Annotated in this window: 26 protein-coding genes and 1 tRNA gene; 15 read left to right on the top strand and 12 right to left on the bottom strand. The window is 62.0% G+C overall.

What is annotated here, in order from left to right; all coding sequences use genetic code 11:
* The first annotated feature begins 5 nt into the window (after positions 1–5).
* The 6 genes from A5622_RS20315 to A5622_RS20290 all read left to right on the top strand — a co-directional run bounded on the left by A5622_RS20315 (position 6) and on the right by A5622_RS20290 (position 5,563).
* On the top strand, positions 6–1,523 hold the full coding sequence (locus A5622_RS20315) for a TldD/PmbA family protein (RefSeq protein WP_066880849.1): 1,518 nt from the start codon (positions 6–8) through the stop codon (positions 1,521–1,523).
* Positions 1,520–2,893 carry a TldD/PmbA family protein gene (locus A5622_RS20310; protein ID WP_066880831.1) on the top strand — a complete coding sequence of 458 codons (1,374 nt, stop codon included), beginning with the start codon at positions 1,520–1,522 and terminating at the stop codon, positions 2,891–2,893. The genes A5622_RS20315 and A5622_RS20310 overlap by 4 nt, the downstream gene beginning before the upstream one ends.
* Before the next feature lie 40 nt (positions 2,894–2,933).
* On the top strand, positions 2,934–3,800 hold the full coding sequence (locus tag A5622_RS20305) for a carboxymuconolactone decarboxylase family protein (protein ID WP_066880829.1): 867 nt from the start codon (positions 2,934–2,936) through the stop codon (positions 3,798–3,800).
* Between the two features lie 388 nt (positions 3,801–4,188).
* Positions 4,189–4,611 (top strand): hypothetical protein, encoded by a 423-nt coding sequence (locus A5622_RS20300; RefSeq protein ID WP_066872617.1) that lies wholly within the window; start codon positions 4,189–4,191, stop codon positions 4,609–4,611.
* A 393-nt stretch (positions 4,612–5,004) separates the two neighbouring features.
* Positions 5,005–5,352: a hypothetical protein gene (locus A5622_RS20295; RefSeq protein ID WP_066872647.1), complete on the top strand. Its 348-nt coding sequence runs from the start codon at positions 5,005–5,007 to the stop codon at positions 5,350–5,352.
* Between the two features lie 137 nt (positions 5,353–5,489).
* Positions 5,490–5,563, top strand: a tRNA-Ile gene (locus A5622_RS20290).
* Between the two features lie 248 nt (positions 5,564–5,811).
* On the opposite strand, the gene A5622_RS29325 is transcribed toward A5622_RS20290, so the two are convergent.
* The gene (locus A5622_RS29325) at positions 5,812–6,405 is read right to left on the bottom strand and encodes a hypothetical protein (protein ID WP_156753031.1); all 594 of its coding nucleotides are present in this window, start codon (positions 6,403–6,405) and stop codon (positions 5,812–5,814) included.
* Between the two features lie 153 nt (positions 6,406–6,558).
* Here A5622_RS29325 and A5622_RS28510 point away from each other — a divergent pair, with 153 nt between their 5' ends.
* From A5622_RS28510 to A5622_RS29315, 3 genes are read left to right on the top strand one after another with little or no spacing between them, the layout of a single operon-like run.
* On the top strand, positions 6,559–7,038 hold the full coding sequence (locus tag A5622_RS28510) for a recombinase family protein (protein WP_082994644.1): 480 nt from the start codon (positions 6,559–6,561) through the stop codon (positions 7,036–7,038).
* Positions 7,039–7,590, top strand: a complete 552-nt coding sequence (locus A5622_RS29320) for a hypothetical protein (protein WP_156753030.1) — start codon at positions 7,039–7,041, stop codon at positions 7,588–7,590.
* Between the two features lie 56 nt (positions 7,591–7,646).
* Positions 7,647–7,841: a hypothetical protein gene (locus tag A5622_RS29315; protein ID WP_156753029.1), complete on the top strand. Its 195-nt coding sequence runs from the start codon at positions 7,647–7,649 to the stop codon at positions 7,839–7,841.
* Here A5622_RS29315 and A5622_RS29310 read toward each other — a convergent pair.
* The 7 genes from A5622_RS29310 to A5622_RS20255 form a co-directional block, all read right to left on the bottom strand.
* The gene (locus tag A5622_RS29310; RefSeq protein ID WP_156753028.1) at positions 7,838–8,842 is read right to left on the bottom strand and encodes a hypothetical protein; all 1,005 of its coding nucleotides are present in this window, start codon (positions 8,840–8,842) and stop codon (positions 7,838–7,840) included. The two genes, A5622_RS29315 and A5622_RS29310, sit on opposite strands and share 4 nt — an antisense overlap.
* A gap of 519 nt (positions 8,843–9,361) precedes the next feature.
* Complete coding sequence (locus tag A5622_RS20280) at positions 9,362–9,757, bottom strand: nitroreductase family deazaflavin-dependent oxidoreductase (RefSeq protein WP_066880825.1); 396 nt, start codon at positions 9,755–9,757, stop codon at positions 9,362–9,364.
* Between the two features lie 43 nt (positions 9,758–9,800).
* On the bottom strand, positions 9,801–10,214 hold the full coding sequence (locus A5622_RS20275; protein ID WP_066872611.1) for a limonene-1,2-epoxide hydrolase family protein: 414 nt from the start codon (positions 10,212–10,214) through the stop codon (positions 9,801–9,803).
* A gap of 77 nt (positions 10,215–10,291) precedes the next feature.
* Positions 10,292–11,407: an NDMA-dependent alcohol dehydrogenase gene (locus tag A5622_RS20270; protein ID WP_066880823.1), complete on the bottom strand. Its 1,116-nt coding sequence runs from the start codon at positions 11,405–11,407 to the stop codon at positions 10,292–10,294.
* Positions 11,404–11,592: a ferredoxin gene (locus A5622_RS20265; protein ID WP_232003014.1), complete on the bottom strand. Its 189-nt coding sequence runs from the start codon at positions 11,590–11,592 to the stop codon at positions 11,404–11,406. The genes A5622_RS20270 and A5622_RS20265 overlap by 4 nt, the downstream gene beginning before the upstream one ends.
* Positions 11,593–11,609: 17 nt before the next feature.
* The gene (locus A5622_RS20260; RefSeq protein ID WP_066880821.1) at positions 11,610–13,958 is read right to left on the bottom strand and encodes a CaiB/BaiF CoA-transferase family protein; all 2,349 of its coding nucleotides are present in this window, start codon (positions 13,956–13,958) and stop codon (positions 11,610–11,612) included.
* Between the two features lie 210 nt (positions 13,959–14,168).
* Positions 14,169–14,858, bottom strand: coding sequence for a TetR/AcrR family transcriptional regulator (locus A5622_RS20255; RefSeq protein WP_066880819.1), 690 nt, complete (start codon positions 14,856–14,858; stop codon positions 14,169–14,171).
* A 323-nt stretch (positions 14,859–15,181) separates the two neighbouring features.
* On the opposite strand from A5622_RS20255, the gene A5622_RS20250 reads away from it, so the two are divergent.
* The 6 genes from A5622_RS20250 to A5622_RS20230 all read left to right on the top strand — a co-directional run bounded on the left by A5622_RS20250 (position 15,182) and on the right by A5622_RS20230 (position 21,791).
* Positions 15,182–16,408: a cytochrome P450 gene (locus tag A5622_RS20250; RefSeq protein WP_197498204.1), complete on the top strand. Its 1,227-nt coding sequence runs from the start codon at positions 15,182–15,184 to the stop codon at positions 16,406–16,408.
* Between the two features lie 64 nt (positions 16,409–16,472).
* Positions 16,473–17,678, top strand: coding sequence for an amidohydrolase family protein (locus A5622_RS20245; protein WP_082994643.1), 1,206 nt, complete (start codon positions 16,473–16,475; stop codon positions 17,676–17,678).
* 33 nt (positions 17,679–17,711) lie between these two features.
* Positions 17,712–19,235 carry an aldehyde dehydrogenase family protein gene (locus A5622_RS20240; protein ID WP_066880817.1) on the top strand — a complete coding sequence of 508 codons (1,524 nt, stop codon included), beginning with the start codon at positions 17,712–17,714 and terminating at the stop codon, positions 19,233–19,235.
* Positions 19,236–19,262: 27 nt separating this feature from the next.
* Positions 19,263–20,435 (top strand): CaiB/BaiF CoA-transferase family protein, encoded by a 1,173-nt coding sequence (locus tag A5622_RS20235; protein ID WP_066880815.1) that lies wholly within the window; start codon positions 19,263–19,265, stop codon positions 20,433–20,435.
* A gap of 375 nt (positions 20,436–20,810) precedes the next feature.
* The gene (locus A5622_RS28505; RefSeq protein ID WP_255361712.1) at positions 20,811–21,203 is read left to right on the top strand and encodes a nuclear transport factor 2 family protein; all 393 of its coding nucleotides are present in this window, start codon (positions 20,811–20,813) and stop codon (positions 21,201–21,203) included.
* Between the two features lie 63 nt (positions 21,204–21,266).
* Positions 21,267–21,791: a DUF6069 family protein gene (locus A5622_RS20230; RefSeq protein WP_156753027.1), complete on the top strand. Its 525-nt coding sequence runs from the start codon at positions 21,267–21,269 to the stop codon at positions 21,789–21,791.
* Positions 21,792–21,836: 45 nt separating this feature from the next.
* Here the strand turns inward: A5622_RS20230 and A5622_RS20225 are convergent, their stop codons facing one another.
* From A5622_RS20225 to A5622_RS20210, 4 genes are all read right to left on the bottom strand, one after another.
* A complete protein-coding gene (locus A5622_RS20225) occupies positions 21,837–22,853 on the bottom strand; it encodes an LLM class flavin-dependent oxidoreductase (RefSeq protein ID WP_066868980.1) in 1,017 nt (338 codons plus the stop codon).
* Between the two features lie 101 nt (positions 22,854–22,954).
* The gene (locus A5622_RS20220) at positions 22,955–23,584 is read right to left on the bottom strand and encodes a TetR family transcriptional regulator (RefSeq protein ID WP_066880812.1); all 630 of its coding nucleotides are present in this window, start codon (positions 23,582–23,584) and stop codon (positions 22,955–22,957) included.
* A 92-nt stretch (positions 23,585–23,676) separates the two neighbouring features.
* Positions 23,677–24,366 carry a carboxymuconolactone decarboxylase family protein gene (locus A5622_RS20215; protein ID WP_066880810.1) on the bottom strand — a complete coding sequence of 230 codons (690 nt, stop codon included), beginning with the start codon at positions 24,364–24,366 and terminating at the stop codon, positions 23,677–23,679.
* The gene (locus tag A5622_RS20210; protein WP_066880809.1) at positions 24,363–25,307 is read right to left on the bottom strand and encodes an SDR family oxidoreductase; all 945 of its coding nucleotides are present in this window, start codon (positions 25,305–25,307) and stop codon (positions 24,363–24,365) included. Before A5622_RS20210 ends, A5622_RS20215 begins: the two co-directional genes overlap by 4 nt.
* Positions 25,308–25,408 lie beyond the last annotated feature (101 nt).

Raw genomic sequence — 25,408 nt, 5'->3', positions numbered from 1 at the left:
GAGCCGTGACACCGAACCGGGGGATCGATGCCGACTTCCTGGACCTGCCGCGCCACGATCTGGCCGAAGCCGCGCTCTCGGCGGCCAAAGCGGCCGGGGCCACGCACGCCGACCTGCGGGTTCACCGCATCATCACCGAGATCATCCAGCTGCGCGACGGCGAGCTGGAGACCGCGGTGATCAACCGTGAGGTCGGCCTGGCGGTGCGGGTGATCGTCGACGGCACCTGGGGATTCGCCTCGCACGCGGAGCTGGTGCCGGCGGTGGCCGCCGAGACCGCCCGGCGCGCGGTGCATGTGGCCACCACGCTGGCGACGCTGAGCAGCGAGCGCGTCGAGCTGGCGCCCGAACCGGTCTACGCGGACGCGGCCTGGGTGTCGAACTACCGGATCGACCCGTTCGACATCTCGACCACCGACAAGATCGCCGTGCTGGAGGACTACTCCGGGCGGCTGCTGAGCGCCGACGGCATCAATCACGTGTCGGCGCTGCTGACGGCCGTCAAGGAGCAGACCTTCTACGCCGACACCTTCGGCTCCTCGATCACCCAGCAGCGGGTGCGGGTGCTGCCCTCACTGGAGGCGGTGACCGTCGACCCCGCAGCCGGCAGCTTCGATTCCATGCGCACGCTGGCCCCGCCGATGGGGCGGGGCTGGGAGGTCCTCGCGGGCGACGAGGTGTGGAATTGGACCGACGAGCTGGCGCAGCTGCCGTCGTTGCTGGCCGAAAAGATCAAGGCGCCCAGCGTTGTTCCCGGGCCCAAGGACCTGGTGATCGATCCGAGCAACCTGTGGCTGACGATTCACGAATCCATCGGGCACGCCACCGAATACGACCGCGCTATCGGCTACGAGGCCGCCTACGCCGGGACGTCGTTCGCCACGCCGGACAAGCTGGGCACCATGCGGTACGGCTCGCCGGTGATGAACGTGACAGCCGACCGCACCCTCGAATTCGGCTTGGCCACCATCGGTTACGACGACGAGGGGGTGGCCGCGCAGAGCTGGGACCTGGTGCGCGACGGGATCTTCACCGGCTATCAGCTCGATCGGGTCTTCGCGCGGCGACTGGGGCAGCCGCGGTCCAACGGGTGTTCGTATGCCGATTCGCCGCATCACGTACCGATCCAGCGCATGGCCAACGTGTCCTTGCAGCCGGCACCAGAGGACATCAGCACCGACGACCTGATCGGCCGGGTCGAGGACGGCATCTACATCGTCGGCGACAAATCGTGGTCAATCGACATGCAGCGGTACAACTTTCAGTTCACCGGCCAGCGGTTCTTCCGGATTCGTGACGGCCGCCTCGACGGCCAGCTGCGCGACGTCGCCTACCAGGCCACCACGACCGACTTCTGGAATTCGATGGAAGCCGTGGGCGGCGCGTCGACGTGGCGGCTGGGCGGGGCGTTCAACTGCGGCAAGGCCCAGCCCGGGCAGATCGCGGCGGTCAGCCACGGCTGCCCGTCGGCGTTGTTCCGCGGGGTCAACGTGCTCAACACCCGGACCGAGGGCGGCCGATGATCACCCCGCAGCATGTCGTCAACATCGTGCTGGACGAGGCGGCCAAGCTCGGCCGCGCCGACGAGACCATGGTGCTGGTCACCGACAAGGTCGAGGCGACCCTGCGCTGGGCGGGCAATTCGATGACCACCAACGGGGTTTCGGTGAGCCGCAGCGTGACCGTGATTTCCGTGGTGCGTCGCGGGTCGATCGCGCGCATCGGCACGGTGGTGTCCGCCGAGGCCGATCCGCGGGTGCTGCCCGGGCTGGTGGCGGCGTCGCAGGAGGCGGCCGGCGCGGCGCCGGAGGCCGGCGATGCGGCGCCGCTGCTCGCCGACAGCGGGGTGCCCGTCGATTGGGACGCGCCGGTGCCCGGCACCGGTCCCCTGATTTTCTCCGACGTCGCCGACTCGCTGAGCCGTGGCTTCCGCGGCGAGGATCGGCTGTACGGCTTTGCCCACCACAGTGTTTCGACGACGTTCCTGGCATCATCGACCGGCTTGCGGCGGCGGTTCACCCAACCCACCGGTGCGGTGGAGATCAACGCCAAACGCGGCGACGCCAGCGCCTGGGCGGGCGTCGGCACACCCGACTTCGTCGATGTGCCAACCGATTCGCTGCTCGAACAGCTGTCGACCCGGCTGGGCTGGGCGCAGCGCAGCGTCGAACTGCCGGCCGGGCGCTACGAGACGATCATGCCGCCGTCCACGGTGGCCGACATGATGATCTACATGGCGTGGTCGATGGCCGGTCGCGGCGCCCAGGAGGGCCGGACCGCGTTTTCGGCGCCCGGCGGCGGAACCCGGGTGGGGGAGCGGCTCACCGACCTGCCGCTGACGCTGTTCTCCGATCCGATGGCGCCCGGCCTGGCCTGCACGCCGTTCGTCGCGGTGAGCAGTTCCTCGGAGACGGTGTCGGCGTTTGACAACGGCATGGCGATCACCCAGGTGGACTGGATCCGCGAGGGGGTGATCAACGCGTTGGCCTATCCGCGGGCCACGGCCGCCAAATACGACGTCGACGTCGCGGTGGCCGCCGACAACCTGGTGATGACCGGCGGGACCGCCAGTCAGGACGACATGATCGCGGCCACCGAGCGGGGCCTGCTGCTGACGACGCTGTGGTACATCCGTGTCGTCGACCCCACCACCTTGTTGTTCACCGGCCTGACCCGTGACGGCGTCTATCTCATCGAGGACGGCCAGGTGACCGCTGCGGTCAACAACTTCCGGTTCAACGAGAGTCCGTTGGACCTCCTGCGACGGGCCACCGAGGCCGGCGTCAGCGAAAAGACGCTGCCGCGTGAATGGGGCGACTGGGCCACCCGCGCCGCCATGCCGTCGCTGCGGATACCGGACTTCCACATGTCCTCGGTGAGCCAGGCCCGGTAATCCATTGCCGCCGGGCGGCACGCGTTCTAGCGTGTGACGAATGGCGGCCCCGGTGTCGGTTCGAGAAGACCAGCTCACCCGGCTGGTGGCGTTGTTTCCCGGGTCCCCGGCTCCTGGTCGCCTCGCGGCGTTAGTCCGCCGGGTGTGCGCGCAGACGATGTCGCTGCCACCGTTGCCCGCCAGCGTCGAGGTGGGCGAGCCGGAATCGGAGGCGGAGGCCGCCGTCGCCGAATTCGCCGAACAATTCAGCGCCGACGTCTCGTCGATCACCGCCGAGCAGCGATCACGGTTGTGCAAGCACCTCGGGGAGGCCACCTTTGGTGTCGTCGTGCAGATGTATATCGCCGACTTCATCCCCAGGGTGCGCGCCGGGCTGGAGGCGCTCGGGGTCGGTGCGCCATATCTGGGCTGGGTGGACGGCCCGATCAGCTGGGATCATACGACCGATCCGGCGGATCTCGTGTTCAATGACTTTTTAATCGCGGTGGCGCGAATGCGTGCGCTCGACCCGGTCACCTCCGAATTGGTCCGGTTGCGCGGGGCGGCCCAGCACAATTGCCGGTTATGCAATTCGCTTCGCGAGGGCGGCGCGCTCGATGCCGGCGGTTCGGAGACCTTGTATGAGGAGATCGAGCACTACGAATCGTCGAGTTTGCTCGACGACCGCGCTAAAGCAGCGCTGCGGTACGCCGATGGGTTAATTTGGACCCCTGCGCACCTCGTCGCCGACGATGTCGTCGAGGTGCGCTCACGGTTCTCCGAGGTGCAGGCCGTCGAGCTCACCTTCGACATCATGCGCAATGCCAGCAACAAGGTGGCCGTGTCATTGGGCGCAGACGCTCCCCGGGTCGAAAACGGGACCGAGCGGTACTTGCTCGACGCGGACGGCCAGACGGTATTTAGCTGATATCTGTCGGCGCCAGCCGAGCCGCTAGGGCCTTAGCTGTCGAGCCGGCGACGTCGTCCGCTGGCGTGTGAGGGACGACGTGGTCGAGCGGTCGGTGGTCCGCCTGCCCGGCGCCAAGAGCACGAAATGTTAACCATTCGTACACGGACGCGCAAGCGTACGTTTCCGCTGTGTGCGGGGCTCATTCGCTAACTTAAGCGCGGTCACTGAGACTTATGTGAACAAATATGTGACGGTGACGAGATGGCAGCGTGGCCCGAGCCGGATGGCCATGGATCGTGCGTCAGTGGCCCGCGGTCCGGGTGGCTTTCCGTGTCAGTTGTTTTGCAGGATTTCTAGCTTGGTCGCGTCGGAACGACTGCGTTCCCGCGCAGAGGGAGGTTCGGAAATGACAACCACCGGTACGCGCTCGCGAGTTCGAGTGTCATCGGTCTGGGCTGCCGGCGTAGCGCTGGGCGCTTCGATGCTCGGTAGCGCCGTCCTGTCAGCTCCGCAAGCGTCGGCTACCTGCAATCTGACTCCGGCCGACGACCAGTACATCAACCTGCTCGCGCAGAACAAGATGGTGCACAACGCCGATTACAGCGATTGCCACGAGGCCGCCGAGGGCCGTTGGTTCGCCGACCAGGTTCGGTCCAACCCCAATCCGTTCGGTGAGGGCCAAGAGTTGGTCAACATGATCACCAGTACCACGCCGTTGACTCAGGCCCAGGCCGAGTGGGAGGTCGAGTCGGCCATCTACGTCTACGCGCCGGACCTGATCCCGAAGATCAAAGACCAAGCCGCGAAGGCGAACTGGCCGACCGCTTAGCGAGAGCTATTGCTGCGCAATCCCTTCTGAGTTTCAACCCCAAGCGGTCGTGAGGGCTTAGCCCTCCGGCCGCTTTCGGTTTAGTCGGCTAACTCGACGGCGCCGTTGACGGTGAGCCCCGGCAACACCTGCAAGGGGTTGCTCGCCTTGGGTTCGCCGCGTTACTTGTTTGGACCCGAATAGTTTCTCGCACAGTAATTTTAGCTAGGCGCTGTTCACGAGCTGTTCGCAGAGATCGTCGTTTGTCGCGCTGTTTACCGGTGGTACCCAATCGTTGCCGCGAAAGAAAAGCTAGGAAACTTCGTGATAAGGGGGTTCGGAGAAGTGGCAACGACACGATCGCGCGTGCAGGTGCTGGCCGCGGGGGCTGCCGGCATTGCGCTGGGAGCCGCGATGTTCGGTGGTGCTGTGGTGTCAGCGCCGCGGGCTGCGGCGGCCTGCAATTTGACTCCCGCCGACGACCAGTACGTCAAACTGCTGGCGCAGAACAAGATGGTGCACAACGCCGACTACAGCGATTGCCATGAGGCCGCCGAGGGCCGTTGGTTCGCCGATCAGGTTCGCGCCAACCCCAATCCGTACGGCGAGGGGCAGGAGCTCATCAACATGATCACCCGGACGACGCCGATGAGTCAGGCCCAGGCCGAATGGGAGGTGGAGTCGGCGATCTTCGTCTACGCGCCTGAGCTGATTCCCAAGATCAAGGCTCAAGCCGGGCAGCAAGGGCCTGGGCCCGCTTGATCGCGGGGACATAAAGGTGCCTTGCCGGTGGGTGCTCCCGCAGCGGGGCGCCCACCGAGCGCGTCGGCTCAGCGCCGGCTGCCCGACGAACACCGGCTTCGGTCTTCAGCTACGGTTTCCTACGGAACTATCCCGTCGGGGCGGTAGCTCAGTTGGTTAGAGCCGCGGACTCATAATCCGTTGGTCGCGGGTTCGAGCCCCGCCCGCCCCACAAGATAAAAGCGCTGGTGAGAGCTAGTTTGACGGTTTGCTGGTCGCCCATCAAACGCGGCGAAAAGCCCGTTCTGTCAACAACCTGTCAACATACCAACGTTTGTACCAAGCGCGAGGCGCAGCGACAGCAAACGCCGAGTTAAAGCGCTGGAAATGACCCGCATGGAACGAATCGAGCGGCTTCTGCGTCCGAAGCGGTACAGATGAGATTGAACGCGCCGCGATCCGATCCGAAGATAAGTCTGTTCAGAACATGAGGTCGTGAGCTTCTAGGTACCCGCGTGCTCGCTGACCTGCATCCACGGCTAGGTCTGCAAGCTCGGTCAACGGAACCGATACACCGAACGACGTAAACCTATGGTTATCTTCAGGTTTGGTATCGCCTGTTTCATCCAGGCTGAATTCGACACCTTGCTTGATTTGAGTCTCGACCTCTTCAGGAGAAGCTGGAGGATGGTCTAACAACATACTTTCCCACTCGGAATCAAAGTGTTCCAATACGTTTCGTGCTGAACGTCTTTCCAGAAGCTGCCATCGCTTACCGCGAATACGCAATAGTTTGCGCACCTCTTTTCGGTGCATGACGGCTAGGGCATGTCGTTCGGGGTCATCACGGTAACTTGTAGGATTCCAGAGCACTTTGGACACTAGCGCCGCAGTTGTAAGGATCGATTGAATACCGAGCAACATGTGGGGAATGTTGGCCCGCGTCTGCTGCGGCGATCCGTGACCTTGTGCTAATACGGTTACCGCGTCGGTATACCGCTGACGCGCAATCTGCATAACTTCCCCTTGCAGAACAAGTTGGACCATAAACCCCACAACCACGCGTTCATCCATGCTTCAAAGATGCCGGATCGAACGGGAACAGACCAACAGGGTTACGGATGGACATAAAGAGCATCCTCGCGCGGCCTATACGATTCTGGTCGCGGCCAAGATCGGCGCGCAAGGATTGCCGGTTGCCGGGGCTGAGCGGGCCGCTCGCCGACGTTGGCCGCTGGCCGGAACCTGCTGAGTGCCAACGGTGCTGATCGGCTCATTGTCTCTAAGCTTGACAGGTTGGCTCGAAACACGATTGTTGCGCTTCAAATCGATTTGGCGGCAAGTCAATGCGGTTGGGCAATTGTTTTCGGAGACTTCGACATTGACACTTCAACTGCTGTAGGCAAGATGACTTTGACCAACCTTGCTGCTGTCGCCACATTTGAGCGCGACCGAATCAGTGAGCGCACACGAGAAGCACTGGCAGTCAAACGCGCTCAAGGCGTTGTGCTCGGCAGGCCAGCGGTTTTGCCCGATGAGGTTGTTTCACGCATCTTTTCAGAGCGTAAGCGCGGCAAGTCGATTCGGGCGATAGCCGCTGATTTGACCGCTGATGAAGTTCCGACAGCTCGCGGCGGCAAAGTTTGGCGTGCCAGCACGATTCAAAGGGTTTTGCAGTCCCAACGTCCAACCGAAGGGATTAGATAGATGGCATCGGTTCGCAGGGTTTCCGAGGGTCGCTATAAAGTGTTGTGGCGCGAGCCGGTACGCGATGACTACGGCTGCGCTACGGGCAAGTTTCGCCAGACCAGCGAGACAATCAAACGCGACGGCGACCGCGAAGCTCGGATTGCAGCCGAACAGCGCGCCGATGTCATCGAACGTGAGCTTGCCACGACGGTCACCAATCCCAGCGATACGAAGGCTCTGGCAGATAGACCGCTCGGTGGCTATGCCCGCGATTATTTCGACTCCATGCGCGGCCTGATCGCCAAACGAACGGTAGAGGGCTATGAGGCGTTGTATCGTGTCCACGTTGGCCCGACGTTGGGTAACCGTCCGGTCGGTTCAATTCGGGTCGCTGATGTCAAACGGTTGCGGGCGGAGCTTCTGACAACCAACGGCATCGGTCGTAAATCGACCCGCTCGCCCAAAACCGCTGCCCAAGTGCTCGGCGTGCTTCGGCGCATCTTGGATACAAATACGCCGAACCAATCGACTGTTCCAACGTTTACAAGCGCTACCTTGCACCGGCATTGAAAGCGCATAAGTTGCCCGCTGCCCGCTGGCATGACTTACGGCACAGCTTCGCCGTAATGAGCTTGTCGAGCGGTGAACACTACATGCAAGTCTCTAAATGGTTGGGCCACAGCACTTTTACCCTGACTTTGGACGTCTACGGCGATTACATCTCTAGCGCCGAACGTGGTAAAGCTGCGCCGTTGGCGCGTCCGGTTGCGAAAGTGGCTGAAAACAATGTCGTACCGCTGGATTCCAAGCGCTCCGGCTAAAAAGGTTCGGTAGGTTTCGTAGCGCAATCGGGCCAATTGGCTTGCCGCACCGCGATGACTGATTGTTCGAGGCCGCGCAACATTGCGTACGCTCCGTTGGCTTCCTTCAAGTAATCTGCTGACGCTTGCCAAGGAAATCCAATTGCCGTACTTCCCGCGTGCAAGAACCGTTGGTCGAATTGGTCTTTGTCTAGTCGAATCCAGTCGTGCACCAGCTTATAGGATTGACTTACGTTGCCGTAAGCGGTGCCCACACCCTCATCATGTATGGCCGAAAATCGAACGAGCGGATTACTGGTGCCCGACAGACGATCTCGGATATCCGCGTGTATGTCGCTGTCGAACCAAGGAAGGCTGCGCTCCAAGCGTTGCAATCGCACGTACTGGTCGAGCGTACTCCAATCCGTAAGAACCGCAGACCACAGTAATTGAACGTTATCCTGCGATCCAATGCCGGCGCTTACTACGCTTAAGGACTGTTGCCACTTTGGTAATTGCTCGTCAAAGAACGATCTCAATTTGTGGAAATCCGTTTCGGCATGGCCGCTGCCGCGGTACGCGCTGAATACTGTAACGGCAGCCGTGTAATAGTCATTAACTTGGTTTGCATGAATGCTAAGCCCGAGCATCCTAGAGTTTGAGCACAAATTGTGAACGGCCTCACAAAATTCGTTCCAAGCAAGCAGAGTCAGTCGGTTCACTCGCTCAAGAGCGGTTCGTTCTTCGCGTTCAATGGTGAAGCTAGCCAATAAGACTAAGGCAACTGGCGCACCAATGAGAAAACCTGTCAAACCCGCAGCGATATTGGGAATGTACGAAAGACCATGCCACCATTCCGATTTGCTTAGATCCTCATCAACTAATGCGACGAGCAGAATCCAACCGGAGAAAAACATGACAGTTAGCGTCCACTTGCTAACCGGCCCAAAGCTTTTGAATGTTTTGACCGGGCCGAAAGATTGCAATCTTCTACTGATTGCGCGGTTCTCGCCATCTGACACGCGCAGATAGTAGCTACCACACCCCCGCCCTGGTGGATGGCGCGCGGGTTCAATCTTGGGTTTTGAATCAGCAAACTTGCTCAGCTCGGACCAGCCGTCAACATGCCGTCAACATGGCGTGTTGACCCAGCTAACACCGCTCTGGCCTGCAAGTTTGCTGGCCACAGGTGAGATTAGATGCCGGTATCCATTGAAAAGGACTTAATATCAAGGTATTTAACTCGTGAGAATGAATCTGCGAAAGATTCAATTTTGCTTGCTGAATCGCGGCCAGCAACGTCGGATACGGACTCATAATCCGTTGGTCGCGGGTTCGAGCCCCGCCCGCCCCACTCGTTTCTGTGTGTGACTTCGGTTGATGCTTGACGGCTGATGCCTGACGGTGTTTCGGCTGATGCTTGACAGTTGTTTCGGTTGATCCTCAACGCTCCCCGCGAGCCTTTTGGAGCTGCGGCGTTCGCGTCGGTATTGGGGCACCGCACCGGCCGGTGTCTGGACTGGGTAGTTGTGATCCCGAAGTCAGTGCGTGGAATCGGCCTTGGTCAACACCATCGCCGCTTGGTTGTACGGAAACAGGCGGTAGAACATCCCTGATGGCCCCGAAACGATCGCTGCGCCCTCCGCCTTACTCACAAGACGAGGATTGACCAGGGCGATACTACTGCCGCGCCTGCGCAATACCGCCTGTCCGCCGGCCAGAACATTCTTCACCCAGTCCGAATGCAGCCCGTACCCGATGAGGACGACGAAGCCGTCGGGTGTGGGGAAAACCAACAGCGGCGTTCGATAACGCCTGCCTGATTTGCGTCCGACATGTTCGAGTGTGCATAGGCCTGGCAGCCACGGCGCGATCGACCGAGCCGCTGGATTGGTGACTCGACGATTGAATTTGGCGACGGCCCTTGGTACCCGCATGGCTCCTCATCCTCAGTTAAGTTCGAATCATCGATGCGCCAACTCATGCGGTCGCGGGCACCAGGGCGCTGATGTCCTCGCCTTGAAGCAGCTTGATCGTCAGATTCAGGTCGAAGTAGTCGGTCCAGCGTGTGATTTTCCCGTCGCCATCGACGACGAAGGTCCCCATTACGGGGATGGCCGGCTTGCGTCCATCGGGAGTCTGGATGTAATCCAGCCGTTCGGTGAGCACCACGGAACCCTCGCTGGCGAGGTTCACGATCTCGAAGGCGTAGGCGTCCGGGAACATAGCGAACTGGGCCGCCAGGTTCTCCACGATGGCGTCCGGTCCGGTGAAGGCAGGCATTCCCACGTTCTGATAGACGGCCCCTTCGGCGAGGAGGGGACGTAACGCTTCGGCGTCTCGCGTCTCCATCAAAGCGCAAAAGTGGCGGACGACATCGGCTGGCGAAGACATGAAATGAATCCTTTCGCTGCGAGTAGGTGAATCAACTGCGCGGACTGGAAGACGATGCGGATCTGCCTTTCGACACATCAGTGCTCGTGGATGATCACCCCGCGAATGTTGCGGCCGGCGAGCATGTCGTCGTAGGCCTCGTTGATGTCGTCGAGCTTGTACTCGGTGGTGACGGCTTCGTCGAGCAATAGCTTGCCGCTTCGATAGAGGCTGACCAGTCGAGGGATGTCGGCCCGCGGGTTGGCTTCGCCGTACAGGCTGCCCAGCAGGCGCTTCTGGAACAGCGTGAACAACGTCAGCGGCAGCGTCGGCGTCACGTCGGACATCGATGCCAGGGCGGTCGCCACCACGGCACCGCCCTTCCGCACCGCGTTGAGCGCGTCGTTGATCATCGTGCCTTCGAGGACACCTGGCGTGAGGATGGCCGAGTCGGCCATGATCCCGCGCGTGAGCTCACCAACTAACTGGGTTGCTTCCTGCATCGAGGTGGCAAAGTGCGTGGCCCCGAACTCAAAAGCCTTGTCGCGCTTGCTCGGTTCGATATCCACCACGACGATATGCTCCGCTCCTGCCAGCCGCGCGCCCTGAATGGCACCGCTGCCGATCCCCCCGCAGCCGACCACGAGAACCACGTCGCCGGGACTGACGTTGGCGGTATTCACGGCCGAACCCCAGCCGGTGGTGATGCCGCAACCGAGAAGACATGCGCGCGACAGCGGCACATCGTCGTCGATCTTGACGACGGAAGCCTCCGACAACACACCCCACTGCGCGAAACTGCCGACGCCCGAGAGCGCTCCGATGCCCCGTCCTCTGGCTCGGCGCCGGAAGGTGCCGGCGGCCTGGACCCCCGCCAGGATGATCGCCCCGTAATCACAGAGGTTCTGACGGCCCGTCGCGCACCAGCGGCAGCGGCCGCACGCCGGCAGGAACGACGTGACCACGTGGTCTCCCACCGCCAGATCGCGGACTCCCGGACCAACCTCGTGAACGACGCCCGCCCCTTCGTGCCCACCTATCAAGGGGAAACTCACCCCGAACATGTCGCCGGTGCGGATGTGGTGGTCGGAGTGGCATAGACCGGTGGCTTCGAACTCGACGAGTAGCTCGCCTTCCTGTGGCGGATCGAGTTCGATCTCTTCCACCGACCACCTCTCGTTCAGCCCCCACAGAACTGCTCCCTTGGTCTTCATGGCGACTCCTCGAGGATATGTATGGCACGCTCCGGGCAGTTCGCGATTGCGTTGTGCGCCCGGTCTTCCCACCCGGACGGGATATCTTCCACAATCACGAAGGCGGTCCCTTCGTCGTCGATGTCGAACAATTCGGGATACGCCGCGTAACAACGGCTGTGGCCTTGGCACGTTTCCCTGTCCACATGAAGTTTCACGTTGTCTAGTCCAATCCGCCTGGCCTGGTCCCGATGACTCCTTTTTCTGTCAGCGCTGCAATCGATGCGGCGTCGAGGCCCAGTAGGTCGCCGAGGATGCTCGCGTTGTGCTGCCCTAAGGTCGGCGCTGCCGACCGATACCACGCCTCAACGCTGCGGTACCTGAAGGGAATCGCCGGCACGTGATGCCGTCCCACGACGGGATGGTCGAGGCTTTCGAAGAAGCCCCGTGCTGCCAGCTGGGGGTGCATCGAACCGACCCTGGCGTCTGCCAAATCCGCAGCCGGAACACCACATTCAACGAGTAACTGTGCGGCGGCCGTGGAATCGTATTGGGCAGCCCATTGCTCGAGGTGCTTATCGATCAGATCATGTGCCCGCACGCGCCCGTCATGAGTGTCCAACGCGGGGTCGTTTGCCCAGTCCGGTTCGCGCAGAGCCGACTTGAGTAGGCGCCACTGCTCGTCCGTGGCGACCGAGATCGCCAGCCATCGTTCGGTTCCCGCGCATGGATAGAGCCCTTGTGGGGCGGCGTCACGGCTGCGGTTTCCCAATCGCGATATCAGGTTCCCGTAGGCGGTGAATTCGACAACCTGCTCGGCGGCGGCGTTGAGCGCGGATTCAACCATCGATACTTCGATTAGCGACCCTTGGCCGGTTTCGTCGCGTCGCCGGAGTCCTGCCAGCATGGCGAATGCGGAGTGCATTCCCGCCAGTGGGTCACACGGGCCTCGGGGGATTCGCGGCTGGTCGTACTCGTGACCGGTCACCCACGCCATTCCGGTCATCTGCTCCATGGTTTGCGCGAAACCCACGTTGTTGCGCCACGGTCCGTCGAGCCCGAAGGCAGGCATGCGGACCATCACGATCCGGGGGTTGTGCTCACTGACGGCCTCCCACGTGATGGCGAAATTGTCGAAGACGCGGGGCGAGAAGTTCTCGACCAGAATGTCCGAGCATTGGACAAGGCCGAAAAGCAGCCCCCGGCCTTCGGGGGAAGACAGGTCGAGGGTCAGCCCTCGCTTGTTGGCGTTGGTCGCCAAGTACATCCCCGACCGCTCCCACCACTGAGGTTGGGCGGCGAACGCCGCGGCCGCCATCCGTGCGCCGTCAGGGTGGTCTGTCGACTCCAGGTGAATGACCTCAGCGCCCAGCGCGGCGAGAATGTGGGTGGAGGAGGGACCCGCCCACCACGCTGTCGCGTCGAGAATTCGTATGCCCTCCAGCGGAAGCCTGGGTGCACTGTCGGCTGCGGTCGTAATCCTGTTGTGAGCGCGTACTTTCGCCATTTCACCAAGCGGGGGAGCGCCGGCGGTGGGGGAGGGTCGTCGGCCATTGATCCGGTAGGGCGCCAACGGGTGGGTAAAGCTGTCGTCGGCATACCTGCCCCACACGCCGCGCGCCGCGAACTGCGGGTGGTCCAACACGGTCTGGCCATTGTTGACGGGTGAGACGGGGATCCGCAGATCGGAGGCCAACGCGACGATCTCGTCTGTGGAACGTTGCGTCGTCCATTCCCGCACAATCCGATTCCACTCGTCCCGGCGTTCCCACCGGGTCGTGGCGAGGGCCCAGGCTGGGTCCTCATCGAGTAGGTCGAGTCGGCCGATCATCGCTAGGAACGACTCGAATTGTTGGCGGGTATTGGTGTTGAAGCCCACCCAGCCGTCGGCGGTCGGTTCGATGGAAGGGATTTCAACCTGTCGCGCCGGCACGGTCAATGGCGGGCGACCGGCCAGTCCGTGATAGAGGTCGGCGAACCCGCTGGCGCTGAGGTGACACGCCTCCAGCAATGAGCAGTCCGCGAGTTCGCCTGCGCCGCCGAGTTGAACCCGCCGCAATGCGCCAAGCGCCGCGACGGCGGCGTAGCTGGCCATCACCCATTCGAAGACTCGGCCACCGGCTTGAATGGGCGGTTGGTCCGAACGACCTCGCAACGCCAGGGTTCCGCTCTCCGCCTGGATCGTGAACTCCGTCGAGGGTCGGTCCCGGTACGGTCCGGTCAACCCGTAAGGAGAGAGCGCCACGATCACCAGGTGTGGCGCTCGCCGTAGGAGGGCCTCGCGGTCGAGTGCCCCAGGGCCCAGAGAATCGACGAACACATCGGCGGAAACGATCAGAGGCTCCAGGTCGGCCAACGAAGTGCCCACGACTGAACGCTTGCCGGCGTTCAAGAATTTGAACAGCGCGCCGTCGTCGTGTCGATCGCCAAACATTCTGCGGCGGAACGGATCCCCGTCCGGATTCTCTATCTTGATGACCTCCGCTCCGAGGTCGGCGAACAACTTGGTGCAGTACGGGCCCGAAATTTCCGTCGCCCACTCGACGACACGAACCCCACGCAGAGCGATCATCGTGCGGCTTTCCGTGTCAATGTCTGCCGAAGTGAGTTACCCACCCCGATGAGTGCACACACGCCACTTCCTGTCCTCACGCTCGTGCCGATCGAGCAGAGTGTTCTGCATCCGCATGGCTGCGGCTTGGTTGCAACGACGCTAGCGACGCGAAAGCTGACGTGTCAAGTGTGACTCGATAACGCTGGCCGCGGTTGAGTCGTTAAGCTTTCAGTCGGCCGCACGCACCTTGGGGGCCCGTTCGCCCCGCCCGCTGCGTTTGGCGGGCGGCTTCGTAGTCGACGTGCTTACCCCTTTGGCGAGGATTTGCGAACCCAGTTCGATCTGCGCGCGGATGTCCGACTCAGCCGTACCAAACCAGCGTGGTCCGAGGCTCGTCGTGAAGATGATGAAATTGGCCAGCAGCTCGGCGAACAGGTCGGCGTCGACGTCGGCCCGGATCTGCCCCGCGGCCTGGTAGTGGCGAACGCCTTCGGCGATAACGGCCGTACGGCGTGCGTGATTGGGTTGCAGCACCCGCAGCGAGAAGTCTGGATCTGACAACGCCCGACCGGAAATGTCCCAGCCGGGAACGCCGCTGTCCCGGTCATCGATCCTCAATCTCGCAAAGAAAAGCCGCTCGATATAGTCCTCGAAACGCGTAGGCAGGTCCGCCACGACTTGCTCTTCTGCCTCACTGACCAGGTCCGCGATCTGTCGAGAAACGACTTGCTCGAAGATGCCTCGCTTGTCCCCGAAGTAGTGAAATAGCATCGCCTCCGAGCAGTCCGCGCGACGGGCGATCTCCTTCGTCGCCGCGGCCGCGTATCCCGCTTCGGCAAACACCTCAGCGGCCGCTTCAAGGAGGGCTCGTTGTTTGCCGTCCTTGTCGCGAACTCGCCGCCGCGCGCCTGTGGTCATCACACATACTTTAGCGAGCACCCGTCGGCTGAGCGGAAGCCTGCACGCGTGCCGCCCGTTCGCGCACACTGCGCGGGCGCGTCGATTCGAAGCGCTGTCAGATAGTTATCGAGTGCGACTTGACTCCGTGCATTCGACGATTTACTGTGCTGCGAAAGCAAATTTCGGCGTGTGCGAGAAATCAGAGGGCCGGCGCAGATGGCACGTGGACGGCGGTACGACTGCGGCGTGCCTGGACTGTGGTCGGCCCCTCGGTGGTGGCTGTCTGGCCGGGCTGACCGCTGGCGGTGTCTCGAGGTCGGCAGGGGCGGAAAGGACTACCCATGGTGAGCAAATCACCGGAGGAACACGCCCGGAACCTCGACCTTCGTCACGAGGATTTCAACGATCAAGAATTCCTCTACGAGGTCTACTCGGTGATGCGGGAGAACGGACCGTTCAGTCACCAGGACGTGCCATTCCTGGGCCCCACGCCGGGGGGCGCGTGGATCGCCACTCGCTACGACGACTGCTACGAGATTTTGCGGAACTGGCGCAGCTTCTCCAGCAAGCCCATGGGACTCGAGGGCAACCCGATGTCGTTCGGCGACATCGTGATCACCTTGGATCCCCCACGGCAGCAACAGCTTCGCAAGGTTCTCAATCCGTATTTCTCTCCGGGCCGGATGAAGGAGCTGGAACCCCAGGTGCGCGCGGTCACCGATGGGTTGATCGACAATTTTATCGAGCTGGGCAGCGGCGATCTCGCAGACGTTGCATGGCAGCAACCCGGGATCGTGTTCTTCCGGTACGTACTCGGCATGCCCGTTGAGGACGTGCCGCTCTACATCGAGACAGCCGACCTCGCGATCAATGGGGAGAGCGAAGACATCCGAAACGGTTCGATGACAAATCTCTACCTCCGCGTACGCGACGAGATCGACAAGCGTCGTGGTGAACCGCCGCGTGACGACCTGATCGACGTTCTACTCGCCGCCGAGATCGACGGCGAGAAATTGAGCTTCGACGACGTTGTCGCGAATGTGATGCTGCTGGTGCAAGCCGGGCTCGAAACAACCTCTAGCGCAATGTCATTCGCCTTCTTCTATCTTGGCACCCATCCCGAAGATCGCGACCGACTTGTACGCGAAGCCGGGTTGATGCCCGCGGCGATAGAGGAATTCATCCGGTTCGCCGGTTCGGTCCACGGACTGCATCGCTCAGTCGCGGAAGAGGTTGAACTAAGCGACCACAAGTTCTGTCCCGGTGAGACGGTCGTCGTGAACTATGCGGCCGCCAACCGCGACGCGCGCGAGTTCGACGAGCCGAACAAGTGCATTCTCGACCGGCAAACAAACCGCCACCTCGGGTTCGGAGCCGGCGTCCATCGCTGTCTGGGCTCCAATCTCGCCCGGCTCGAGTTTCGGGTGGGCGTCGAACAGACCCTGAATCGGATACCCGACTACGCCATCCCCCCTAGGGCAAAAGTTGATTTTCACGGGAACTCGGTCACCCGGGGCTACCGCGCCCTGCCCGTCGTCTTCACGCCGGGCGCCCGCATCGGCCGGTGAGAGGCGGCATGCGACCGCCGATCCGTCTCGCAGCCAACGTAATAGCGACATCAGGGAGGAACCCGTGGACAAGCAAGATCTTCAGTGGATGATCTCCGTCGATGACCACATCATCGAGCCCCCGAACCTATGGGTCGACCGCGCATCGGCCGCCGACCGCGATCGAGTGCCACACGTGGAGCGCATCGACGGCGTCGATACGTGGATATACGACCAAGCGCGTGCGTCGGTGATGGGCATCCTGGTCGCGGCTCACCAGCGGCCGCCCGAATACTCGCCGCTGCCAGTGAATTACGACGAGATGCCTCGTGCCTACTTCGACCCGGTCGCCCGCATCCCTGACATGGACGAGGACCATGTGATCGCGGGACTGAACTTTCCGTTCTTCCCACGGTTCTGTGGTCAGATGTTCGCACACCTCGGTGACCGCGACCTTGCTCTCAAGTGCGTGCGGGCCTATAACGACTTCGTCATCGATGAGTGGTGCGCGGCGGCGCCTGGTCGCTACATCCCAATGGTCATCGTCCCGTTGTGGGATACCCGACTTGCCGTCGAGGAGACGCTGCGGTGCGCCGGCAAGGGCGCGAAAGCCATTGCCTTCTCGGAGAACTTGCACCCGCTGGGATTTCCGTCCATCCACTCGGGAGTCTGGGATGATTTCTTCGCGGTGGTGAACGAAACGAAGATGCCGCTGTGCACACACATCGGCTCGTCGTCGGTTAGTCCCACTACGTCGCCTGACGCACCTTTCGGGGTTCAGGCGGTCAACATCAATCTCAATCTGGCGAACTCAACCACGGACTGGTTGTTCTCGGGCAAGCTGCAGAAATACCCCGATCTGAAGATCGTGCTGGCCGAGGGCGGCATCGGCTGGATCCCTTACCTCATCGAGCGTGCTGAACATGTCGCCGCCGACTACCAATACCTGCGCGCCAACAACTGGGCGGTTGACCCCGCCACGATGCGCTTGACCCCGGTGCCAACCGATCCTGAAATTTTCCCGAAGGCTCCGCGCCAGCTCTTCCGCGACCACATGTACGGCTGTTTCATCGAGGACGACTTCGGGGCGGCCAATCTCGACTTCATCGGCGTCGACAATGTGATGATCGAAACGGACTATCCGCACACCGACAGCCTTTGGCCCAACTCCCTTCAGGCCGCTCACAAGGCACTCGACGGTCGGTCCGACCTCGACAAGTACAAGGTGCTGCAGGGCAATGCCCGACGGGTTTTCGACTTTGAGCCCGCCCCGTATCCGGCGCTGGCGTAGTCAATCCCTTTCACTGGCCGACGGATTCGTTTGATGCGGGAGTACCAGAGCTTCATCGACGGTAAGTGGTTGAGCGACAATGCCCTCGGCACCATCGACGTCATCGATCCGGCCACCGAGGAGTTGATCGGACGAGTCGTCGAGGGTGGACAAAAGCAGGCGGCCATGGCGATCGAGGCTGCCAGGCGGGCTTTCGACGAAGGGCCATGGCCATGGATGTCCGTCCGGGAACGGGCAAAGATCATCAAGCGGTTCGCTGAGATCCTCGACGAGCGCAAAGCGGAGCTTCGGGAGCTGATCGTCGCCGAGATCGGCTCGACCGGCTTCATCACGGACCTGATTCAGGTTGGCGGTGCCATCGAGGCGGCCCACTACTACGGCGAGTTCGTCGAACATGATGTGACGTGGGTGGAGACACCGGGCGGCCCCGTGGTTTCGCCGACCGGCCTGGGCGGCGTGACAGTGGTCCGCGAACCGGTCGGGGTGGTCGGAGTCATCACGCCGTTCAACTTTCCTTTCTCGATCAACATTCAGAAGTGCCTGGCTGCCTTGGCTGTCGGCTGCACTGTGGTACTCAAGCCACACCCATGGACTCCGATGAACGCCCTGGAGCTGGCCAAGGTTGGCGAGGAAGCGGGCCTCCCGCCCGGGGCGTTCAACGTGGTCGTGGGCGGTGCCGACGTGGGAGAGGAGCTGTGCACGCACCGAGGCGTTGACATGATCGGGTTCACCGGTTCGACGGCGACCGGTCGGCGCATCCGCGAACTATCGGCGGCAACGATGAAACGCGCACAGCTGGAGCTGGGCGGCAAGAGTGCGCACCTCGTTCTCAGCGATGTCACCGAAAGTGACGTTGCGGGAATAGGATTCGGTCAGGTGCTGATGCATGCCGGACAGGCATGCACCGTCACGTCGCGACTTCTGTTGCCCGAGCACCTGCTCGAAGCGTATGTCGAGGGCCTCAAAGCGATGGCTCCGATGATTACCGTCGGCGATCCGCGTGATCCCGCAACTGTCGTCGGTCCGCTGATCAGGGATCAGCAGCGTCAGCGAGTTGAATCCTTCGTTCAGGCGGGCTTACAAGACGGCGCGCGGCTGGTGGTCGGCGGCAAACGTCCCGAACATCTCGAACGCGGCTTCTACTACGAACCGACGGCATTTGTCGACTGCCGCAGCGACATGCGCCTATGCCAGGAGGAGGTGTTCGGGCCTGTGCTGGCGGTGATGACCTATCGCTCCGAAGACGAAGCCATCCGCATCGCGAACGACTCCATCTACGGTCTGGCAGGCCTGGTGATGACTCGCAACGCCGCAAGGGGTTTCAACGTCGCGAGGCAGGTCAGAACCGGCACCATCATGGTGCAGACTGTGGCGCCCGGCGCCGACCTGGGAGCCAATCCGGGGGGAGGGCAGGGCCCCGGCTGGTCTCTACCGGCGCGTGGCATGTTCAACGGCGGGGGGCCGTTCGGCGGCTTCAAACAAAGTGGGCTCGGCCGCGAGCAGGGTCGCTGGGGCTTCGAGGAATACACCGAGCTGAAATCGATCACCATGATGTAGCCGCACCGCATTCTGAAAGGTCGCGTATTGGAATTTCTCAAAGACGTCCGTGTCCTTGAAGTGTCACTGTTCTCCGCGGATGCGCTGGGCGGGCATCTGGCTGACCTCGGCGCAGAGGTGATCAAGGTGGAGCCGCCTGGCGGCGGTGGTTTCCGCGGCGCGGTGGTTTCCGGCGGCGAGTTGCAGGACTCGCATTGGAATCGCGGCAAAAAGAGTGTGGCGATAAACCTGAAAACGCCTGAGGGTCAAGAGGCGTTTCGCCGCCTGGCCGCGACATCGGCGGTGGTGATCGACGGGCTTCGGTACGGAACCGCGCACCGGCTCGGCTTCGGCTACGACGACATCGTCGCCGTCAACCCGTCGGTTGTGTACTGCGTTCTCAACGGAATGGGCAGCTTCGGGCCCTATACCCGGTTAGCCACCCACGGGCTGTCCTTCGACTGTTTCGCGGGGTTGAGTCCGCCGATCATCGATGCGGATGGAACGCCACGCCTTTCGGGGGCGGCGACAGGGACGACGGGAGTTCTGGCGGGACCGCTGTACGCAGCGATGGGCGTACTCGCCGCGTTGCATGCCGCCCGGCGCGACGGCAAGCCGCAGTACGTCGAAGTAGCGCAGGTCGATGCGGCGATCAATTGGAACTTTCAACACCTCACAGCGCTGGCGAACGGTCAACCGGCCTACGGTGAGGGAATCCGAGCTTCGCTTCGCTACCAGTACTACGCCACGAGCGACGGCAACTACGTGGTGTTCAACGCCCTGGAGGACAAGTTCTGGCGCAGATTCTGCGAGTCACTCGACAGGATGGATCTCTATGAACCGGGGCGCCGGAAGCCGGGGGAGGATGTCGAGGCAGGGGCCCGGCTGCGCGACGAACTGACGGCAATATTCAAGTCCCGCACACGCAGGGAATGGACCGACTTCTTCATCGCGACTGACATCGCAGGGGCACCAGCGTTTTTGGGAGCAGACCTGTTCGACGACGACCACGCGAAGGCTCGCCGACTCGTCTACGAGCAGGCTCAGCCGGACGGGACGTCGCAGCGATTGATTGGGACGTGCATCAAGACCAAACCCGATGAACGATTTGCACCGCCAGCGGCGCCGCGCGTTGGGCAGCATACGGAAGAGTTACTCGGCGCCCTGGCGGGCTACGACGCGGCCGAAATGGAGCGCCTTCGTTCGTCGGGTGCAATCTGAGGTTTCATCTTCGGGTGATGCCTGATGGCGTTTCGGCTGATGGTTGACAGCTATGCGTCGGCGAGCGTGGCGGCGATCCGTTTGACAGCGATGAGCGATAAGTGTCGACGTCGAGGGTCGCTCACCAAATCAGGCCAGTAACGAAGCCGCGGCGTTCGAGGGGTGGTCCGGTCGCGTTGACCGATGACTTGCCCACGGGAGCCTTGAAAAGACAACGCATGTTGGCCTACGCTTGTTGTCACTATGATCGATTTTCCGCAAAGCGCTGCTTCCGCGATGACGATGCGAGCGAACGGCACCGATGACTAACCTGCAGATGATCTCTGATCGTCTCGAAATCGAGAGGCGTTGCGAAGTGATTTCACCGACGCAGGGGTGGCTCGTGACTATGACCGTTTCGCCTCGTTGTTCACGTCCGACGGTGCTTGGCGAATGCCGCACATCAACGCATTGTTCGTTGGTATGTGCGAGATACGGGCCGCGGTCGAACGCGGGCAGAGCCTGTTTGAGTTCTTCGTCCAAACGGTGCACTCAGGCCCGATCACCCTCGATGGCGATGAGGCCACCGGACGGGCCTACGTTGCAGAGTTCGGCCGGCTTATTGGTGGGGGTTCGCACTCCAACTATGGCGTGTACCACGATCGTTATGGCCGAACACGAGAGGGCTGGCGGTTCACCTCGCGCACATACGAACTGATCTACGTTGACACGACTCCGCTGCAAGGCGCTGCACCACCGCTAGCTTCGGACGGTTGGCTTTCACGGTGAGGATGAGCCACGGCTCTCAGCGCTGCGACCCTAGCCGCTGTATCCGTGTGCGGCACCTGAAGGATGAAACATCTGCCATTCCTGGTCGTCATTTGCCTTATCTCTTTCGGCGGCGCCGCGTCGCCGAACGTCCATGTTGAAAGGAACGGTATGTGGCGAAACGCTGCAACTCCCGGCGGCGGATTCGGTCGACGTCTGCGCAGGTCGGTCACGGTGCTGGTCGCGGCGGCGCTGACCGCAGCCGCCTGGCTGGTCGGCCGGGTTGCCGGAGTGGACTACATCGCTGAAACACCGCTGGGCACTGGACAAGTGACGTTGGTACAGACGATTGCGGCAACGATCTTGGTTGGGCTTGCCGGCTGGGGTGTTGCGACTCTGCTGGATCGCTTCACAGCGTCGGCGCGGACAATCTGGACATCACTGGGCATCATTGTGCTGGCCATGTCGATTGTTCCGCTGTTCGCTGTTCGCGGTGATGCATCCAGCCAGATCGCACTCAGTGTCCTGCACTGCGTTGCCGCGGCCGTCCTGATTCCCGGACTTCTTCCGGCGCGTCCGCCCCTGGGCCATCAGCGGTTAGAAGCCTAGCCGCACGCAAGCGGCACGGCGCCGCGGTGGATGCCGTGCTCGGCGTCACCGTGTTTCGGAAAAGATCGGCAGCACATGTCGCGCCAAGGTGCGCATCTGATCGCGCAGTTCGTCGACGGTGTTGGCAACGAATAACAGTGCGGTCAGGTGGTCGAGGCCGGCTGACCGGTATGCGTCGACCTTTTCGATCACCTGATCTATCGATCCCACCAGATTCATCTCGAGATAATCGTCGATATCGACTCCCCTGGTCATGGTGGACGACAACGACTTTCGGAAGACGTCGAATGACGAGTTGAAGAACTTGTCTCGCGCCTCTTCCTCCGTGTTGCCGATACATACCACCGACTGCAGTGCCGTGATGATCGTGTCGGAAGGACGGTCGACGGATTCGGCGTATCGAGTGATCTTGGCTCGGCCCTCGGCAATCTTGCCGGGGCCGATCTTCGCGGGCAGCCACCCCTGACACAGCTCTGCTGCGCGGCGCAACGATCCTTCGGCATTGCCGCCGGAATAGATGGGCAACGGGTTCTGAACCGGTTTGGGATAGCTTTCGACGTCTTCGAAATGCACGTACTTCCCGCGGTAGCTGACGCGTGGCCGCTCCCACAGTTCGCGTATCGATTCGATTATCTCTCGGGTGAGATCGGCGCGGTTGGCGTTAGCGGCATCTGGGCGCACCGCCTCGAACTCATCGCGGTAACCGCCCACCGCGACTCCCAAAGTCACCCGGCCTTGGCTGAGTTGGTCCAGCGTAGCCACTTGTTTGGCCAACAGCACCGGATCCCGCAAGGGGAGCACCATGATTCCGGTCGTCAAACGCAGCGTCGAGGTTCTCGCAGCGATGTTGGCGAGCGTCATCAGCGGTTCGAAGTAATCCGGGGGGTGCGGCCACGCCCTGCGAACGAAAGCCATGGTGCTCAAGTGGTCGTTGCCGCCGGCGTCGTGGTAGCCCAGCTGTTCGGCTTCCATCGCGATATCGATCACATCTTTGGCTGTGGCGAATGGCACCGGATGCATCATCCCTGCGGTACAGGTGGGCAGTTCTACGCCGAATCTCATGAAAGCTTCCGTCCATCAATGCAATTAATGCCTACAACTGTAGGCCAACGTCCGTTGGTATTTCAAGGGTCGGCCGTGTGCCTCATCGTGAACAGCGGTCATCACCGCGTGCGACGAGCTGTCTGCGTTTTGGTCTTTTTAACTTCGCCGCCGGTCACCGGCGCGTCGAGGTCGCCGACGAGATAGTGCTGAAGCACGGGCCCCAGTGTGGAAGCGAGCGTCTCGCCATCCAACTCGGTCACCGCCGGCAACTCGAGGATGTAGCGGCAGTACGCCACGCCCAACACCTGCGTGCTCACCATCGCCGCGCGCCGACGAGCCTGACGCCCCCGGCCGACCAAGCCCTGGACGAATGTGAGCAGCTGCTGCTCAAAAATCAACCGGAACTGCTCTGCCGCGGCGCTATTCGTTCCAGCGGAGCGGAGCAGCAAGGTGATGAACTCATCAGATAGCGCGCCTTCCCAGCGCGAGATGACATGGTGAGCAAGAAGTTTTCCCACCTGCTCCCGCGGCAGTGCCGCGGCGTCGGGCAGGTGCAAATCGACGTCTACCGCAGCGGCGAACAAACCTTCCTTGTTCCCGTAGTACCGCATAACCATCGACGGATCGATGCCGGCCGCGGCGGCGACGGCCCGAATCGTAGTGGCCTCGTAACCGCGACTAGCCAGCATTTGCCGTGCTGCAGTAAGTATCGCGTTTCTGGTCTTTTCGGATCGCTGAGTGAACGCCATGCGAACAAGTGTAGGCCAACATCGTTGGCACTCATCGATCCGTGGAACGGCGCCGACCGAGCAGTGGACGTCGGGTCCGCCCCCGGCGGTCCCTATGCGCCGCTCGAACTGGCGGCTATGCCGCTGTGCGCGTTGAGGATCCCATGCAACGACCTGAAGGCCCGCCATGCCTTCGCGATGCCGAACTCAGCCACCTGCAAGATGACAGCGCGAACCTGCTCTTCGGTGGCGCCGTTGTTCAGCGCGAGCCCTACGTGCAGCCGCAGGGAGTCATCAAGCGTGCCATTGAGCACGTCGGTCGCAATGGTCGCGAGCGCCCGTTCGCGAACGGATAGTTCGGAACGCCCCCAACGTGCCTCGAACTGCTTGCTGTAGAAGGCCGCGAAGCGGTCGTCGAGGTGGGCTAGCTGTGCGGCGGCGGTTTCGTCGAAATCGACCGGCGAGTTCGGTGTCGGCGGATCGGTTACAGCCTCGTGGGAACCTTCTACTTCAGCCAGCGTCATCAAGGCCTCAGCCGCTGTGGGATAACCCGCGTAAGGAGCCAGATGACGGACGGCCTCCCGCAGGGCTGCCAAGCTGACGCCCTGTGACAGCGCCATTTGCACATGGGTCTGCAGCGGGAACCCGAGACAGTGCCCACACAAGTCTGCAGCGAGAAATACAAAAGCTTTCTCACGCATCGTCAATTCCGACAAGCCCCATGCGTGCTGCCCCACCTCGACGGCCATCTTGGCGAAATCCGCGTCGAGCTCGGCGATAGCCTCCTGGTTGGTTAAATTCATTGTGCAGCTCCTAGTACTGGCTGGGCGGCCGCGCCGAACTTCGTCGGCAAGCCGAATAGGCGAATGCGCATAGCGTCGAAGAGCCGGTCGGGAGCCCAGCCGGCCAACAAGGCCAGCAGCCGCCCATCCTTACCAACCACGTAACGGGTGCGTGGACGCTTTTTTCCTAACGCACGCAGCACGGCGCGGGCGACGACATCGGGATCGCTGCCCGATCTCTCGCGTGCAAGCGCGCGATCGGTCATGGCTTGGTAGGTATCGCCATACAGTTCTAGATGCGCCAAGCTCATCTTGGACATCACTCGCTTGGCGTCTTCCTCGACTTTTGTCACCGCGTCGGTGTGAATCGACGCCGGTTCGATGAGGACGACGTGAATTCCCCAGGGGCGCAATTCCATCCGCAGGGACTCGGTGATCGAGGCGAAGGCCCACTTTGACGACGCCAACGGCGCGCCGAATGGCAGGCTGAGCCGATCACCGATCGATCCGATGTTGACGATCCGTCCTGCACCAGCGCGCAGTAGTGGGAGAAACGCCTGAGTGACCGCGACTTGCCCGAAAACATTCACTTCATAGATACGCCGTAGATCGTCCAGCGGGATTGCTTCCATCGGCCACGTCATCCCGATCCCGGCGTTATTCACTAACGCGGCGATCCCGTAGTCGCCCACCGAAACGGCTACTTCGGCGACGGCGGCGCCGATGGAGGTCTCGTCGGTGACGTCGATGAGCACGGGCACCAGTTGCCCGTCAGTACGGCTGGCTTCCTGGACCAAGGCATGCCCATCTTGCCTGCGCCGCACGCCGGCGAAGACACAGTACCCGTGCGCAGCCAGTCGCAGGGCGCACGCCCTGCCGATGCCGGAGGAGGTTCCGGTCACCACCGCCGTTGGGCGCTGAACCTGTGAATGTATGGGTCGTGTGCCACCTCGTATCGCCATGTCAACAACTGTAGACCAACGTACGTTGGCCATCAAGTGTTGGCTTTGGTCCGCGATCTGTGGGTTAAGAGCGTCCCAGAAGGTGCACGCGGCGACGTGGG

The sequence above is a fragment of the Mycobacterium sp. 1245801.1 genome, assembly GCF_001673055.1.
GTDB lineage: Bacteria > Actinomycetota > Actinomycetes > Mycobacteriales > Mycobacteriaceae > Mycobacterium > Mycobacterium europaeum_A.
The sequence above is the reverse complement of the archived record's forward strand: the minus strand, read 5'-3'. Positions and strand labels throughout refer to the sequence as shown.

Coding starts and splice junctions, on each gene's coding strand:
- A5622_RS20280 (WP_066880825.1), bottom strand. CDS start 9,757: ATGCGGGTACCAAGGGCCGTCGCCAAATTCAATCGTCGAGTCACCAAT.
- A5622_RS20215 (WP_066880810.1), bottom strand. CDS start 24,366: ATGAATTTAACCAACCAGGAGGCTATCGCCGAGCTCGACGCGGATTTC.
- A5622_RS20295 (WP_066872647.1), top strand. CDS start 5,005: ATGTTCGGTGGTGCTGTGGTGTCAGCGCCGCGGGCTGCGGCGGCCTGC.
- A5622_RS20225 (WP_066868980.1), bottom strand. CDS start 22,853: ATGAGATTCGGCGTAGAACTGCCCACCTGTACCGCAGGGATGATGCAT.
- A5622_RS20275 (WP_066872611.1), bottom strand. CDS start 10,214: ATGTCTTCGCCAGCCGATGTCGTCCGCCACTTTTGCGCTTTGATGGAG.
- A5622_RS20310 (WP_066880831.1), top strand. CDS start 1,520: ATGATCACCCCGCAGCATGTCGTCAACATCGTGCTGGACGAGGCGGCC.
- A5622_RS20250 (WP_197498204.1), top strand. CDS start 15,182: ATGGTGAGCAAATCACCGGAGGAACACGCCCGGAACCTCGACCTTCGT.
- A5622_RS20220 (WP_066880812.1), bottom strand. CDS start 23,584: ATGGCGTTCACTCAGCGATCCGAAAAGACCAGAAACGCGATACTTACT.
- A5622_RS29320 (WP_156753030.1), top strand. CDS start 7,039: ATGGCATCGGTTCGCAGGGTTTCCGAGGGTCGCTATAAAGTGTTGTGG.
- A5622_RS20270 (WP_066880823.1), bottom strand. CDS start 11,407: ATGAAGACCAAGGGAGCAGTTCTGTGGGGGCTGAACGAGAGGTGGTCG.
- A5622_RS20230 (WP_156753027.1), top strand. CDS start 21,267: ATGAAACATCTGCCATTCCTGGTCGTCATTTGCCTTATCTCTTTCGGC.
- A5622_RS20210 (WP_066880809.1), bottom strand. CDS start 25,307: ATGGCGATACGAGGTGGCACACGACCCATACATTCACAGGTTCAGCGC.
- A5622_RS29315 (WP_156753029.1), top strand. CDS start 7,647: ATGAGCTTGTCGAGCGGTGAACACTACATGCAAGTCTCTAAATGGTTG.
- A5622_RS20305 (WP_066880829.1), top strand. CDS start 2,934: ATGGCGGCCCCGGTGTCGGTTCGAGAAGACCAGCTCACCCGGCTGGTG.
- A5622_RS20260 (WP_066880821.1), bottom strand. CDS start 13,958: ATGATCGCTCTGCGTGGGGTTCGTGTCGTCGAGTGGGCGACGGAAATT.
- A5622_RS20255 (WP_066880819.1), bottom strand. CDS start 14,858: ATGACCACAGGCGCGCGGCGGCGAGTTCGCGACAAGGACGGCAAACAA.
- A5622_RS29325 (WP_156753031.1), bottom strand. CDS start 6,405: ATGGATGAACGCGTGGTTGTGGGGTTTATGGTCCAACTTGTTCTGCAA.
- A5622_RS20300 (WP_066872617.1), top strand. CDS start 4,189: ATGACAACCACCGGTACGCGCTCGCGAGTTCGAGTGTCATCGGTCTGG.
- A5622_RS20240 (WP_066880817.1), top strand. CDS start 17,712: ATGCGGGAGTACCAGAGCTTCATCGACGGTAAGTGGTTGAGCGACAAT.